The 13,771-nt window shown below is 39.9% G+C and carries 14 protein-coding genes and 3 tRNA genes; 8 read left to right on the forward strand and 9 right to left on the reverse strand.

Going from position 1 to position 13,771, the window contains the following annotated elements; genetic code table 11:
* Positions 1-36 precede the first annotated feature (36 nt).
* The 3 genes from MQE36_RS10030 to MQE36_RS10040 form a co-directional block, all read right to left on the reverse strand.
* Positions 37-120, reverse strand: a tRNA-Leu gene (locus MQE36_RS10030).
* A gap of 53 nt (positions 121-173) precedes the next feature.
* Positions 174-246: transfer RNA gene (locus MQE36_RS10035), tRNA-Lys, on the reverse strand.
* A 40-nt stretch (positions 247-286) separates the two neighbouring features.
* Positions 287-359 (reverse strand) — tRNA-Lys (locus MQE36_RS10040).
* A 134-nt stretch (positions 360-493) separates the two neighbouring features.
* On the opposite strand from MQE36_RS10040, the gene MQE36_RS10045 reads away from it, so the two are divergent.
* On the forward strand, positions 494-1,009 hold the full coding sequence (locus MQE36_RS10045) for a shikimate kinase (RefSeq protein ID WP_242935845.1): 516 nt from the start codon (positions 494-496) through the stop codon (positions 1,007-1,009).
* Here the strand turns inward: MQE36_RS10045 and MQE36_RS10050 are convergent.
* From MQE36_RS10050 to MQE36_RS10060, 3 genes are read right to left on the reverse strand one after another with little or no spacing between them, the layout of a single operon-like run.
* Positions 1,001-1,504, reverse strand: coding sequence for a phosphoribosyltransferase family protein (locus tag MQE36_RS10050; protein WP_242935846.1), 504 nt, complete (start codon positions 1,502-1,504; stop codon positions 1,001-1,003). The genes MQE36_RS10045 and MQE36_RS10050 overlap by 9 nt on opposite strands.
* Before the next feature lie 22 nt (positions 1,505-1,526).
* A complete protein-coding gene (locus tag MQE36_RS10055; RefSeq protein WP_242935847.1) occupies positions 1,527-2,108 on the reverse strand; it encodes a methyltransferase in 582 nt (193 codons plus the stop codon).
* Positions 2,095-2,481 carry an RNA-binding S4 domain-containing protein gene (locus MQE36_RS10060; RefSeq protein ID WP_242935848.1) on the reverse strand — a complete coding sequence of 129 codons (387 nt, stop codon included), beginning with the start codon at positions 2,479-2,481 and terminating at the stop codon, positions 2,095-2,097. Before MQE36_RS10060 ends, MQE36_RS10055 begins: the two co-directional genes overlap by 14 nt.
* 80 nt (positions 2,482-2,561) lie before the next feature.
* Here MQE36_RS10060 and MQE36_RS10065 point away from each other — a divergent pair, with 80 nt between their 5' ends.
* Positions 2,562-3,533 (forward strand): FKBP-type peptidyl-prolyl cis-trans isomerase, encoded by a 972-nt coding sequence (locus tag MQE36_RS10065; protein ID WP_242935849.1) that lies wholly within the window; start codon positions 2,562-2,564, stop codon positions 3,531-3,533.
* Positions 3,534-3,995: 462 nt separating this feature from the next.
* Here MQE36_RS10065 and MQE36_RS10070 read toward each other — a convergent pair whose 3' ends face one another.
* From MQE36_RS10070 to MQE36_RS10080, 3 genes are read right to left on the reverse strand one after another with little or no spacing between them, the layout of a single operon-like run.
* Positions 3,996-4,586 carry a porin family protein gene (locus tag MQE36_RS10070; RefSeq protein WP_242935850.1) on the reverse strand — a complete coding sequence of 197 codons (591 nt, stop codon included), beginning with the start codon at positions 4,584-4,586 and terminating at the stop codon, positions 3,996-3,998.
* A gap of 59 nt (positions 4,587-4,645) precedes the next feature.
* Complete coding sequence (locus MQE36_RS10075) at positions 4,646-5,599, reverse strand: transketolase family protein (RefSeq protein ID WP_242935851.1); 954 nt, start codon at positions 5,597-5,599, stop codon at positions 4,646-4,648.
* A gap of 40 nt (positions 5,600-5,639) precedes the next feature.
* Complete coding sequence (locus tag MQE36_RS10080; protein ID WP_242935852.1) at positions 5,640-6,485, reverse strand: transketolase; 846 nt, start codon at positions 6,483-6,485, stop codon at positions 5,640-5,642.
* Positions 6,486-6,654: 169 nt separating this feature from the next.
* Here MQE36_RS10080 and tgt point away from each other — a divergent pair, with 169 nt between their 5' ends.
* From tgt to MQE36_RS10110, 6 genes are all read left to right on the forward strand, one after another.
* Positions 6,655-7,785: a tRNA guanosine(34) transglycosylase Tgt gene (gene tgt / locus MQE36_RS10085; protein WP_242935853.1), complete on the forward strand. Its 1,131-nt coding sequence runs from the start codon at positions 6,655-6,657 to the stop codon at positions 7,783-7,785.
* Position 7,786: 1 nt separating this feature from the next.
* Positions 7,787-8,869, forward strand: a complete 1,083-nt coding sequence (locus MQE36_RS10090) for an LptF/LptG family permease (RefSeq protein ID WP_242935854.1) — start codon at positions 7,787-7,789, stop codon at positions 8,867-8,869.
* On the forward strand, positions 8,856-9,749 hold the full coding sequence (locus MQE36_RS10095; protein ID WP_242935855.1) for a DMT family transporter: 894 nt from the start codon (positions 8,856-8,858) through the stop codon (positions 9,747-9,749). The genes MQE36_RS10090 and MQE36_RS10095 overlap by 14 nt, the downstream gene beginning before the upstream one ends.
* A gap of 59 nt (positions 9,750-9,808) precedes the next feature.
* Complete coding sequence (locus MQE36_RS10100) at positions 9,809-10,762, forward strand: acetyl-CoA carboxylase carboxyltransferase subunit alpha (protein WP_242935856.1); 954 nt, start codon at positions 9,809-9,811, stop codon at positions 10,760-10,762.
* 168 nt (positions 10,763-10,930) lie between these two features.
* Complete coding sequence (dnaB, locus tag MQE36_RS10105) at positions 10,931-12,478, forward strand: replicative DNA helicase (protein ID WP_242935857.1); 1,548 nt, start codon at positions 10,931-10,933, stop codon at positions 12,476-12,478.
* Positions 12,462-13,769 (forward strand): asparagine synthetase B, encoded by a 1,308-nt coding sequence (locus MQE36_RS10110; RefSeq protein WP_242938837.1) that lies wholly within the window; start codon positions 12,462-12,464, stop codon positions 13,767-13,769. The genes dnaB and MQE36_RS10110 overlap by 17 nt, the downstream gene beginning before the upstream one ends.
* Positions 13,770-13,771: the final 2 nt, after the last annotated feature.

The following is a 13,771-nucleotide window of genomic DNA, read 5'->3' on the forward strand; positions in this document are numbered from 1 at the left end:
AAAAAATCTTGAGCTTTTGCTCAAGATTTTTTAGTGTGCCCACGACTGGATTCGAACCAGCACGTCCTTACGGACACCACCCCCTCAAGATGGCGTGTCTACCAATTTCACCACATGGGCAATTCAAGCATATCAAAAATAAAAAAAGTTAAGCATTAGCTCAACTTTTTTAGTGACCCGACTGGGGCTCGAACCCAGGACCCCAACATTAAAAGTGTTGTGCTCTACCAACTGAGCTATCGAGTCTGAAAAGTGTCAGTAATAACTGACACTAAAAAAAACTTAGTGACCCGGCTGGGGCTCGAACCCAGGACCCCAACATTAAAAGTGTTGTGCTCTACCAACTGAGCTACCGAGTCATTAAAAGCATTCCCTGAATGCGGGTGCAAATATAAGACGTATAATTTATTTTTCAAGCCATTTTTAATATAAATTTGCTTTTTTTTGCAGGCGTAATATTTAAAGTACTGTATTTTAATTAATTGTTGTAGAAATGAATATTGTATTACTTGGATATATGGGATCGGGGAAATCTGCTGTGGGTAAATTTTTGGCAAAAGATACCACCTTGGAATTTTTGGACCTCGATGATTTTATCGAAAAAAAAGAAGGAATGTCTATTCCTGAAATTTTTTCAACCAAAGGAGAAATCTATTTTAGAAAGAAAGAAGGGGATTATCTGAAAGAGGTACTGGAGTGTCAAAAAAACAAGGTCATTTCGTTAGGCGGAGGGACACCATGTTATGGCCGCAATATGGATGTGATATCTGATGCTACGGAAAATGTTTATTATTTAAAGGCCTCTGTCGATATACTGGTAGACAGGTTGATGAAAGAAAAGGATCATAGACCCCTGATAAAAGATCTGGATGAGGAAGAATTGCCCGAGTTTATAAAAAAGCATTTGTTTGAGCGTAATTTTTATTATTTACGGGCAAAACATATTGTTGCTGTAGATGGTAAATCTGTAGCAGGAGTTTCCGGAGAAATCCGGAAAACCTTAGTGTAGGCATACAGCGTCGTCCCCTTCTTTAAAAAGCACCTCTACATGTTCTTGTAGAGAGGTAGAAAGGGATATGCCTTTAAAATCAGCCTTTATTGGATACTTTTTATGATTCCGGTCAACTAAAACCACGGTTTTGAATTTTTTTAACGGAACCTCTAAAAAGTGTTTAACACCATAGATGAGGGTGCCTCCGGTGTTTAAGACATCATCGGCTAATACCAGGGCTTTATTTTCATAAGCTGATTTGTCCAAACTTGTAGAAATAGGGGCAAGCAGGTTCTGTTTGTCTATTTTTACCTCGCATAATGTTGTTTTTATATCGGCAATATCATTGAAAGTATGCTGTATTTTTCTGGCAAATTCTAAACCGCCATTGGCAATACCGGCAATAACGATCTCATCCTCTTCAACAAATGTTTCGTATATCTGGTATGCGATACGTTTGATTTTATGCTGAATTTCGTCGTGTCCTAATATTTTATTCTGAGTAGTTGTCATATGTCATTATTATTATGGGCTGCTATTTTTTTTCAAAAATAAAAAACAGTTCGTTACCCAAACGTGGTTTTACCGAGTTAAAACATGTTTCAAGTGTTTTTATCTTGAAATATGGAGAAAAGACAGTTCTGTATTCTTTTTCACTTCCACCAAAGGGTGGCCCGTCACCGGTTAGCGGAAAGGCGAAAAGCAATCCGGCTATTTTACCTTCAGGTGTTAAAAGTTCATGCATTTTCCTGGCATATGATTTTCTGTATTCCGGAGCGAGGGCACAAAAAAATGTTTGCTCCAGAACCAGATCGAATTTTAAGTCGAGGTCGAAAAAATCAATACAGATCAGTTGTTCTGAACGGATTTTTTTTACCCGTTTTTGGATGTTTTGGAGCGGGGTTTCAGCGATATCGACTACATACACATTCTTAAATCCTTTGTTTAACAGGTACTCGGCTTCATAGCCATTTCCGGCTCCGGGAATCAGGATGCTGAGATTCTTGTCTGTTAACTGATCTATATATGTTTGTAGTGGAGTGGAAATGTATCCGATATCCCATTGTGTTGCCTTAGTCTGGTAGCGGTTTTCCCAATAATCCTTATTCAGTTTCATGTCCTGTATCAGTATTAACGTAACCTTCTATATCCCTGCGGTCTTTTTTGGTAGGCCTTCCGGCACCTTTTTTACGGTAATGCTCTTTAGCATGTTTGAGTAGTTCTACGTGTTCGAAGGCTTCTTTCGGAGTGGTATCGTGCCGGTAAATGTCTACGAGTTTAGCCCCGACCCTGTTGGGAGGGATATCCAGAACAGTAAGCTGATATGCGATCTGATTTTTCCGGACGATCAGTTTGTCGGTAGGAAAAACTTCCCTGGAAGGCTTTACAGGCTGTCCGTTAATTCTGATATGCCCTTTTTTACATGCTTCGGTGGCTTGATTTCTTGTTTTGTAATACCGTGTACACCATAAAAACTTGTCAATCCTCATAGGAAACAAAAAATTTCGTTAATGCTTCAAGCAAAAATACAAGAAAATACTATCTTGCGAGCTTTAAAATATCGAAGAATATGAAGATACGTAAACTATCTGTTTTACTAATACTTTCAGCCATTATATTTTCATGTAATAAGGATGACGACGGGGGAACTGATGTTGAGTTAAGAGACCCTCAGGAAGTAGCTGATGAGAATGATGCAGCCATAGTGGCTTTTCTGGAGACACACTTTTATAATTATGAGGAGTTTGCAAATCCGCCTGCAGGCTTCGATTATAAGGTTAAGATCGATACAATAGCCGGTGAGAATGCCGATAAAACTCCTATGATGGAGATGACGGAGAAGCTAAAAATAAAGATTGTAGAGCATGCTCCGGATCCGGATGAAGCAGCTGTCGCTCACAAGTTATATACTCTGATAGTAAGAAAAGGAGCAGCGGTTGAGGAGACTTTAACAGTAGCAGATTCTGCATTGGTAAGGTATGATGGAAAGCTTCTAAATGGAAGCAGATTTGACTCGAGAGATGTGCCCACCTGGCAAAGTTTGCCAAATTTGGTAAGAGGATATTATAGTGGTGCTGTAGAGTTGAAAAAAGGGTCTGGATTTACCGAAAATGGAGACGGAACCATTACTTTTAATAATGATTATGGTATCGGACTTGTCATTATGCCGTCAGGACTCGCCTATTTTGGAAGCGCCCGAGCCGCTATACCTGCTTACAGCCCTATTATGTTCCAGATAGATATGTTGGGGATGAGGTTGGCCGTTGATCACGATGGGGACGGAATTCCGTCTTCTTTAGAAGATCTGAACGAGAATGAATATTTGTATGATGATAATACCGACCTTGAATGGGAGTTGAAAAACGGGTATACACGATTGAGTGCTAGCCCTAATTTTATGGATCCGGATGATGATGGTGATGGTACATTAACCAAGAATGAATACGATGTTAGGAACAATGAGACCGGTGCTTTCGGGCCGGATGGAGAAGTAGATGATACAGATGGGGATGGGATTCCTGATTATCTCGATAACGATTGATAAAATATAAAATAAAGAATGATAATGGAAGGCGCTTCGGTTACAGAGGCGCTTTTTTTGTTTGTAAGAGTAGTCGATGAGGAATTGATGTGACAGAGCCGGCTTGTCCTAAATGAGTAAAAGTCCACGAGAGGGCCAAGCGTAAGGAAAAGGTCTGGTAGCCCTTTTTAGCGATGGAGCCGGCGGTGCATGGCAAAACATTTCGACGCAAGCCCTGTGAAATTCCGTCAGGACTATTTCACAAGGGCACAAGTCCAATGAAATTCCTTTAGGAACATTTCACAAGGGCAAGCGTCGGAGCATATAAATTTCGATTATCGAGTAAAGGATCTTGTATGAAAGAGTGCAACTGCTGGTGTGTTGAGAGTATCGTGGGCTTATCCGGGAACCTAGCCTGTAAGTATAAAAAAACGCCTTTCTGTCAGCAGAAAGGCGTTTTTGTTTTTGTTATAAAGAGAGGTGTTAGAGTCTTAAAGAAACCCCTAATACCAGCTGTTCTGGTCTGGTTTCAACATGGTGTTGAAAACCATCAACAATATTGTTGTTGATATAGGTGGCTTCATTATCAGAAAAACCTCTGTCGTATCTCAGGTCAATACCTATATTACCCAGGCTTACACCAATACCGATATTCATTCCGACAGTAAAATCACTTTCGATATCATTCATGGAGATGCCGTCAAATTCTGTCTCGAGAACATACTGGAATGCAGGTCCTGCAAATACTTCAATAGGTCCGAAAACCTTATATCCGAGAAGAACCGGCAAGTCTAGTTTGCTCATGTCAAACTTATCGCCGTCGTAATCACTTTTTACCTTGGTGTAAACCAATTCAGGTTTGATGTAAAGGGTTTCGGTAAGGTTCCCTTTGCCGAAAAAACCAAAATGATACCCTACGTTACCATCTGGGTTTTTTATAATTTCTCCGGCATCATCAAAATACTTACCATTTGAGTTGTAATTAAGTCCTGCCTTGATACCCCATCCTGAATTAGTTTGGGCCATAATTGATGTACTTGCTAGTACGAAAAACAATAAAAGTGTTTTTTTCATAATGATTTCTTTGAGTTTGAATTTATAACAGGCAGGGTTACAAAAACCCTACCAATTATTTATTTTCTTTTCATCACTTTTATAACGGCCTCTTCAATAGCTTTATTGTTAAGTCCGTATTTTTCCATAAGCTGAGCCGGAGTACCACTTTCTCCAAAAGTATCGTTCGTAGCTACAAACTCCTGAGGTACAGGGTTGTTTTGAACCAATACTCTGGAAACGCTTTCTCCTAATCCGCCGAGGAAATTGTGTTCTTCACAAGTAACTACACAGCCTGTTTTCGCTACAGAGGCTAGAATGGCTTCATCGTCTAAAGGTTTGATTGTATGTATGTTGATAACCTCTGCTGAAATTCCTTTGGCTTCCAACGCTTCAGCAGCCGATAGAGCTTCCCATACTAGATGACCGGTAGCAATAATGGTTACATCGGTACCTTCAGTTAACTGCAATGCTTTACCTATCTCAAACTTTTGATCTTCCGGAGTAAAGTTGGCTACGGCCGGACGTCCGAAACGTAAATACACAGGGCCATTGTGTTCTGCAATCGCAATAGTGGCTGCTTTTGTCTGGTTGTAATCACATGGATTGATCACTGTCATGCCCGGAAGCATTTTCATTAGTCCGATGTCTTCCAGGATCTGGTGTGTAGCACCGTCTTCACCTAAAGTGATCCCGGCGTGGGAAGCACATATTTTTACATTTTTACCTGAATAGGCGATAGACTGACGGATCTGGTCGTATACCCTTCCTGTGGAAAAGTTTGCAAAGGTTCCGGTAAAAGGGATTTTTCCTCCAATGGTCAAACCGGCTGCAACCCCCATCATATTGGCTTCTGCGATACCAACCTGAAAAAAACGCTCCGGATTTTCTTTAATGAATTCATCCATTTTTAAAGAGCCTATCAGGTCTGCACATAGGGCGACCACATTTGGGTTGGTTCTTCCTAATTCTGCTAAACCGGCACCAAAGCCACTACGGGTATCTTTCTTCCCTGTGTCTATATATTTTTTCATTGTTGCTTGTGTCATTGTTAAAAAATAAGAGGGTTAGTAATTAGTAATCACCCAAGGTTTCAGGGTTTTGCCCCAATGCGATGGCTAATTGTTCGTCGTTAGGAGCTTTTCCGTGCCACGCGTGTGTGTGCATCATAAAATCTACTCCGTTCCCCATTTCCGTATGTAGTAAAATACAAACCGGTTTTCCTTTTCCGGTACGTGTTTTGGCTTCTTTTAATCCTGTGATGACTGCTTCGAGATTGTTCCCTTCTTTGATCTCCAGTACGTCCCATCCGAAAGCTTCAAACTTGGCCTTCACGCTTCCCATCGGGAGTACATCGTCAGTAGCACCATCGATCTGCTTTCCGTTAAGATCGACCGTAGCTATTATATTGTCAACTTTCTTTGCAGAGGCATACATGATAGCTTCCCAGTTCTGGCCTTCCTGAAGCTCGCCGTCGCCGTGCAGGCTATATACGATATGGTTATCGTTGTTTAATTTTTTAGCTTCTGCCGCCCCCAAAGCAACAGACATACCCTGTCCGAGGGAACCACTGGCGATTCTGATCCCAGGGAGGCCTTCGTGTGTTGTAGGGTGTCCTTGTAAACGAGAATCAATCAAACGGAAAGTGTTCAGCTCATCAATAGGGAAATAACCTTTTCTGGCTAAAACGCTATAGTAAACAGGAGAGATATGTCCGTTAGACAGGAAGAAGAGATCTTCTCCGATACCATCCATATCAAATTCGTCGTTTAACTCCATGATTTCGTTGTACAGGGCTACAAAAAACTCAGTACATCCTAAAGAGCCACCTGGGTGACCCGAATTTACTTTGTGGACCATGCGCAAAATGTCTCTGCGAACCTGGATCACTAGATCGTTTAGTTGTTGTGTATCAGGCATTTTTATTCAAAAATTTTTTCGGGGCAAAAGTAAGTTTTTATTAAAGGTGAACAAAGCTAAAGCCTTATCATTTTTTAACTTTAATATTTGTTTGTGAAATATTTTACAAATTAATAGCGGTTTATATAACTGTCAGTTGTTTATCTTTGCCGGCATTGAAGGATTGTTTATGAAATTTGATTTAAAAGGAAAAGACCAGGGAAGTAAGGCCAGGGCTGGGGTCATCACTACCGATCACGGTACCATAGAGACCCCGATTTTTATGCCTGTGGGAACCGTAGCATCCGTAAAAGGGGTTCACCAGCGTGAGTTAAAGGAAGATATTGATCCGGATATTATTTTAGGCAACACCTATCATTTATACCTGAGGCCCAAAACGGAGATTCTGGAAAAGGCCGGCGGACTGCACAAATTTATGAACTGGGACCGGAACATCCTGACCGATAGTGGGGGGTTTCAGGTCTATTCACTTTCCGGAAGAAGAAAAATAAAGGAAGAGGGAGTCAGGTTTAAAAGTCATATCGACGGTTCGTACCATGTTTTTACCCCGGAAAACGTAATGGATATACAGCGTACTATAGGAGCCGATATCATAATGGCTTTTGATGAGTGTACTCCTTATCCTTGTGATTACAGTTACGCGAAGAATTCGATGCACAGAACGCACAGATGGTTAGACAGATGTGTAAGTCATTTTAATAATACACTTCCCAAATATGGTTATGGGCAAAGTTTGTTTCCGATTGTACAAGGTTCCACCTTTAAGGACTTGCGATTGCAATCTGCAGAATATATTGCAAATATAGGAGCAGAAGGAAATGCAATCGGAGGCCTGTCCGTCGGCGAACCTGCTGAGGATATGTACGAGATGACCGATATTGTATGTGGCGTATTGCCGGAAGATAAACCGAGATATTTAATGGGCGTCGGAACCCCTATCAATATATTAGAGAATATAGCACTCGGGGTCGATATGTTTGATTGTGTAATGCCTACCCGTAATGCCCGAAACGGGATGTTGTTTACAGCTCACGGAACCATTAATATCAAAAATAAAAAATGGGAAGATGATTTTTCCCCGATCGATGAAATGGGAATAACTTATGTAGACACCTATTACAGTAAGGCTTACCTTCGGCATTTGTTTGCGGCCAACGAGTATTTAGGAAAACAAATAGCAACCATCCATAATTTAGGTTTTTATCTGTGGCTGGTAAGGGAAGCAAGGAAACATATATTGGCAGGAGATTTTTATGAGTGGAAAAATATAATGGTAAAGCAAATGGACAAAAGACTGTAGTATGAAAATTATAGACTGGTACATATTAAAAAGGTATTTAGTAACATTTTTTGTGATGCTGCTTCTTTTTGTACCTATCGGTATCATGGTCGATGTTTCTGAAAAGGTGGATAAAATGATCGCCAAAGAGGTGCCTTTTGATGAAATCGTTAATTACTATATAGACTTTACTTTTTATTTTGCCAGTCTGCTTTTCCCGATATTTCTTTTTTTATCCATTATCTGGTTTACATCCAAACTGGCGAACAATACGGAGATCGTGGCTATTTTAAGTTCCGGGATTTCTTTTACGAGGTTTTTGCGCCCGTACCTGATGGGAGCTTCTATTATTGCTGTGATAACATTTATTATGGGGATGTTTATTGTGCCTAGTGCCAGTAAAGGATACAATGACTTTAGGTATGAATATCTTAAAAAGAACAAGAACGTCCGAAAAACCACAAATTTATACAATCAGGTAAGTGATAACGATTTTATATATCTGAGCCATTTTGAGCCTTTAAATAAAATAGGCAGGGATTTTACGTTAGAGCATTTTGAAGGGAATGAATTAAAGTATAAGATCTCGGCCTCCAGTATTAAATGGATGCCGAAAGACTCCGTATACAGATTACGGAGTTATGTTAAAAGAACCATAGGTGAAATGGGAGAGGAGGATCGTTTTGTTGAAGAGCGTAAAATAGATACTTTATTTTCTTTTAATCTCGATGACCTGACACCCGTATCGTATATAGCGGAAACGAAAAACCTTTTTGAGTTAAATAAATTCATAGAGAAGGAACGTAAAAAGGGCTCTCCCAATATTAACAGGTATCTGGTGGTGAAATATAAACGTTGGGGGCTGCCGGTATCGGCCTTTATCCTTACGATTATTGCAGTTGCTGTATCTTCGAAGAAGCGGAGAGGCGGAATGGGGATCAATCTGGCATTGGGGATTTCGTTAGCGTTTATCTATATCTTTTTTGATAAAATATTCGGTACCATGGCTGAACAATCGGGGTTTCCGCCGTTATTGGCTGTATCGATACCTAATATAATGTTCGGGCTTTTGGCTGTATATCTTCTTAAAAATGCTAAACGATAACTTAAAGAATTACCTGCATCTCCATTTGATCGTTTTTATTTGGGGGTTTACAGCTGTTATTGGTGCGTTGATATCACTTGATGCTGCTCCGTTGGTTTGGTACCGTATGTTGCTGGCCGCAGGTTTTATCGGAATCTATATATGGTTTAAAAAGATAAACTGGCGAATTTCCGGAAAAACCTTGTTTGGGTTTATAATGGCAGGTACAGTCATAGCATTACACTGGGTTACTTTTTTTAAGGCGATCAAGGTTTCTAATGTGTCGGTTACATTAGCGATGTTGTCTACCGGCTCATTTTTTACAGCAATTTTAGAACCTCTGTGGTACAAGCGGAAAGTAATCTGGTATGAGATATTCTTTGGTTTAATTGTGATATCTGGTCTTTATATAATATTTGAAGTTGAAACAGCATATGTTCAGGGCATCATACTGGCTTTAACATCTGCTTTGCTATCTGCTGTCTTTACGCTGGTCAACGGGAAGTTTATCCAGGTGTACAAACCCTCCGTTATTTCATTTTACGAACTCACGAGCGGGGTTGTTTTCCTGACACTTTATTTGTGGGTTACAGACAGCTTTTCTTCCGGTTTTTTTGATGTATCGGTATCCGATTGGGTGTATTTGGGGGTTTTGGCATCAGTTTGTACAGCTTATGCTTTAATAGCCTCTGTTAAAATTATGAAGTTTATCAGCCCGTATACAGTGATGTTGACGATTAATATGGAGCCGGTTTACGGAATCATTTTAGCCTATCTGGTCTTTGGGGAGAACGAAAGAATGAGTCCCCAATTTTATATAGGGGCAGCCGTAATTTTAATGACAGTCATAGCTAACGGGATTTTAAAAAATAAAAGGAAAAGAAAAAGTACATTGTTTTAGGCAATCGCATTAAAGTTTTATATTTGTGGGCTGACTAAAACCAATATTTATATTTAATAATGGAATATTTAGATTTCGAATTACCTATTAAAGAGCTTGAAGAGCAGTTAGATAAATGCAGAGTGATAGGCTCAGAGAGTGATATAGATGTTACAGATACCTGTAAACAGATAGAAAAGAAACTTAACGATACCAAGAAGGAAATATATAAAAATTTAACTGCCTGGCAACGGGTTCAGCTTTCAAGACATCCTTCGAGACCTTACACCTTAGATTACATCAAAGCCCTTTTCGGAGAAACATTTCTAGAACTGCATGGTGACAGAACTGTTAAGGATGACAAGGCTATGATTGGTGGTATGGGAAAAATCGGCGACCAGTCCTTTATGGTCATAGGTACGCAAAAAGGGTACAATACCAAAACACGTCAGTACCGGAATTTTGGAATGGCGAATCCGGAAGGATATCGAAAGGCATTACGCTTAATGAAAATGGCTGAAAAATTTGGAATCCCGGTTATTTCATTAATTGATACGCCGGGCGCATATCCGGGGATAGAAGCCGAAGAACGCGGTCAGGGTGAGGCCATTGCAAGAAACATTCTTGAAATGACCCGTTTAAAAGTTCCTGTAATTGTTGTCATAATTGGAGAAGGTGCTTCAGGCGGGGCATTAGGGATAGGTGTAGGAGATAAGGTAATGATGCTTGAAAATACCTGGTATTCCGTTATTTCTCCTGAATCGTGCTCATCTATACTTTGGAGAAGCTGGGAATATAAAGAGCAGGCGGCAGAGGCTTTAAAGCTGACAGCTCCTGATATGAAGAAGCTTAAGTTGGTTGATGAAATTATAAAAGAACCGCTTGGGGGGGCACATTCAAATAGAGAAGCAACCTATAAAACCATAGAGAAAACAATTTTGAAAGTTTACGATGAACTTAAAAAGTTATCACCAGAAGAACTGGTAAATAATCGTATGGATAAATATGCCGGTATGGGAGTCTTTAAGGGCTAAACGGGTTTATACATAATAATATCAGAAAACCGAAGTAAGTTGCTTCGGTTTTTTTTAACTTTATTAACAAAGAACAGGAGTTATTAACAAGTAGTCAACAGTTAGTGTGTTAATTGTTAGTCGTTTAAAATTAAAATTGTAATAGATCATTTCTCTACATTCGCAACTATGGAAAAAGTAAACCCCATCACTGGAGTTAAATTAGACAAGACGAATATTATCCATCTTGAAAAAGGGAAAATTCCGCCTCAAGCCATTGATTTAGAGGAGGCTGTGTTAGGGGCTATGATGATCGACAAGAAAGGGGTCGATGAGGTTATTGATATTTTATCATCAGATGCATTTTACAAGGAATCGCATCGTCATATATTCGAAGCTGTGGTTCAGTTGTTTGAATCTTCCGAACCCATAGACTTATTAACAGTTTCTGCCCAATTAAAGAAAAATGGAAAGCTGGATGTAGCCGGCGGCGATTTTTACCTGATTCAACTCACTAAAAAAGTCTCTTCTTCTGCACATATAGAGTTTCATGCCAGAATTATTTTACAGAAATTTATTCAGCGTTCATTAATAAAAATATCAAGCGAAATCATCGAAGAATCATATGATGAAACGACAGATGTTTTTGACCTGCTGGATAGCGCTGAAGCTAAACTATACGAAGTTACCCAGGGAAATATTAAGAAATCGTCTGAAAGTGCCCAAAGCCTCGTAATGCAAGCTAAAAAGAAAATTGAGGAGATCTCTAATAAGGAAGGGCTGAGTGGTATTCCGACAGGTTTTGACAAGCTGGATAAACTAACATCGGGATGGCAACCCAGTGATCTGATCATAGTAGCAGCTCGTCCGGGTATGGGTAAAACGGCCTTCAACCTGTCTATGGCGAGGAACATGGCTGTAAACTCCAATATACCGGTAGCGTTTTTCTCTTTGGAGATGTCGTCTGTGCAGCTTATTACCAGATTGATCTCATCGGAAACGGGACTTTCTTCCGAAAAGCTGAGAACAGGAAAATTAGCTGATCATGAGTGGAAACAACTGAATGTAAAGGTTAAAAACCTTGAAAAAGCCCCGCTTTATATTGATGATACACCATCGTTATCCATTTTTGATTTGCGGGCAAAAGCAAGACGTCTTGCCTCTCAGTTTGGAATAAGGCTTATTATTATTGACTATTTGCAATTGATGACTGCGGGAGGAACCTCAAAAAACGGTAACCGTGAACAAGAAATATCAATGATATCGCGTAACCTCAAAGCTTTGGCAAAAGAACTGGATGTGCCGGTTATTGCATTATCACAGCTATCGAGGGCCGTAGAAACAAGGGGAGGGAGTAAAAGGCCTTTGCTGTCGGATCTTCGTGAATCTGGTGCGATTGAGCAGGATGCGGATATCGTTTCCTTTATATATCGTCCCGAATATTATAAAATTGAAGAGTGGGATGACGAAGACCGAAGCCCTACTCAGGGACAGGCAGAATTTATTGTGGCAAAACACCGTAATGGTGGATTAGACAACATTAGGTTAAAATTTATTGGAGAACTAGGTAAATTTGATAACTTAGATGACTTTGATACGCCTTTCGAGATTCCTTCTAAAATGAACGAAGATGAAGAGAATCCATTTGCTACACAACATTTACCAAGCGCTGATGAAGCCTTTGGAAGTAGTATGAATGAAGGGTTTAATCCTAACGATGATGACGTTCCGTTCTAAAAATAGCAATGTACTGACTTCTTTTCTTAACAAGAAGCAGTGCCTTTTTCTTCTTTTTTTATTTTTTTTCTCTTTTAAATCATTTGCCTCTTATATTCTGATCCCGATGGATGCCGACCATCAGCAGAATCATCTAAAGGCTTATGGTATAACATATTGGGTGCTTGCCAAAGAAGTTAAGGTGAAGTGGCTCTTGAATTACAGGGGAGGAGCATTTTTAATTCCCGACTTTGAAGAATTGCAGAAAGAATGCAAAATACGGGGTGTTTCTTATGAATTATTATCAAACAATAAGGCAGAACTGCTATTGAATGAAGTTTCTAGTCCCGCCGTTAATCAGGAATCCATTGTTCTGGAGAAGGCACCTAAAGTAGCGGTTTATTCCCCAAAAGGAAATCAGCCTTGGGATGATGCAGTAACCATGGTGCTTACCTATGCAGAGATTCCGTATGATGTGGTTTACGATGAGGAAGTTTTGGGAAATAAGCTCTTGTTGTACGATTGGCTACATTTGCATCATGAAGATTTTACCGGACAGTATGGTAAGTTTTATGGGGCTTTCAGGGCTACACCGTGGTATATTGAGCAAAAAAAAGAAGCGGAAGCCCTGGCTGACAAGTTGGGGTATACTAAAGTTGCAGAAGAAAAATTAGCTGTAGCTATCGCCATAAGGGATTATGTGGTTGGAGGGGGCTTTATGTTTGCCATGTGCTCTGCTACCGATAGTTTTGATATCGCCTTGTCTGCCGAAGGAGTAGATATATGTGAAACCATGTTTGACGGAGATCCATCAGATCCGAATTATCAGAGTAAGATAAACTATGATAAAACGTTCGCATTTACAAACTATACATTGGAGAGAAATCCGTTGGTATATGAGTTTTCATCTATTGATATGACTTCCAAAAGACATGTTTCTTTTGAAAGTGATTATTTTACATTAATGGATTTTTCGGCCAAATGGGATCCCATACCTACCATGCTTTGCCAGAATCACACTTCTCTGGTTAAAGGGTTTATGGGGCAGACAACTGCTTTTAAACGCGATGAGATCAAACCTACGGTTTTAATTATGGGAGCGAACAAAATCAATGGAGAAGCGAGGTACATACATGGAATAAAAGGAAAGGGGTTCTTTACCTTTTATGGGGGGCACGACCCGGAAGATTACCGGCATCGGGTGGGCGATCCCAAGACAGAGTTGGAGTTACATCCGAATTCACCAGGGTACAGGCTTATTCTGAATAATATCCTATTCCCCGCGGCAAAGAAAAAAGAGCAAAAAACATGATG

This window comes from Zhouia spongiae (assembly GCF_022760175.1).
GTDB lineage: Bacteria > Bacteroidota > Bacteroidia > Flavobacteriales > Flavobacteriaceae > Zhouia > Zhouia spongiae.

Coding starts and splice junctions, on each gene's coding strand:
- MQE36_RS10070 (WP_242935850.1), bottom strand. CDS start 4,586: ATGAAAAAAACACTTTTATTGTTTTTCGTACTAGCAAGTACATCAATT.
- MQE36_RS10060 (WP_242935848.1), bottom strand. CDS start 2,481: ATGAGGATTGACAAGTTTTTATGGTGTACACGGTATTACAAAACAAGA.
- dnaB (WP_242935857.1), top strand. CDS start 10,931: ATGGAAAAAGTAAACCCCATCACTGGAGTTAAATTAGACAAGACGAAT.
- MQE36_RS10055 (WP_242935847.1), bottom strand. CDS start 2,108: ATGAAACTGAATAAGGATTATTGGGAAAACCGCTACCAGACTAAGGCA.
- MQE36_RS10095 (WP_242935855.1), top strand. CDS start 8,856: ATGCTAAACGATAACTTAAAGAATTACCTGCATCTCCATTTGATCGTT.
- MQE36_RS10100 (WP_242935856.1), top strand. CDS start 9,809: ATGGAATATTTAGATTTCGAATTACCTATTAAAGAGCTTGAAGAGCAG.
- MQE36_RS10075 (WP_242935851.1), bottom strand. CDS start 5,599: ATGAAAAAATATATAGACACAGGGAAGAAAGATACCCGTAGTGGCTTT.
- MQE36_RS10110 (WP_242938837.1), top strand. CDS start 12,462: ATGACGTTCCGTTCTAAAAATAGCAATGTACTGACTTCTTTTCTTAAC.
- MQE36_RS10065 (WP_242935849.1), top strand. CDS start 2,562: ATGAAGATACGTAAACTATCTGTTTTACTAATACTTTCAGCCATTATA.
- tgt (WP_242935853.1), top strand. CDS start 6,655: ATGAAATTTGATTTAAAAGGAAAAGACCAGGGAAGTAAGGCCAGGGCT.
- MQE36_RS10080 (WP_242935852.1), bottom strand. CDS start 6,485: ATGCCTGATACACAACAACTAAACGATCTAGTGATCCAGGTTCGCAGA.
- MQE36_RS10050 (WP_242935846.1), bottom strand. CDS start 1,504: ATGACAACTACTCAGAATAAAATATTAGGACACGACGAAATTCAGCAT.
- MQE36_RS10090 (WP_242935854.1), top strand. CDS start 7,787: ATGAAAATTATAGACTGGTACATATTAAAAAGGTATTTAGTAACATTT.
- MQE36_RS10045 (WP_242935845.1), top strand. CDS start 494: ATGAATATTGTATTACTTGGATATATGGGATCGGGGAAATCTGCTGTG.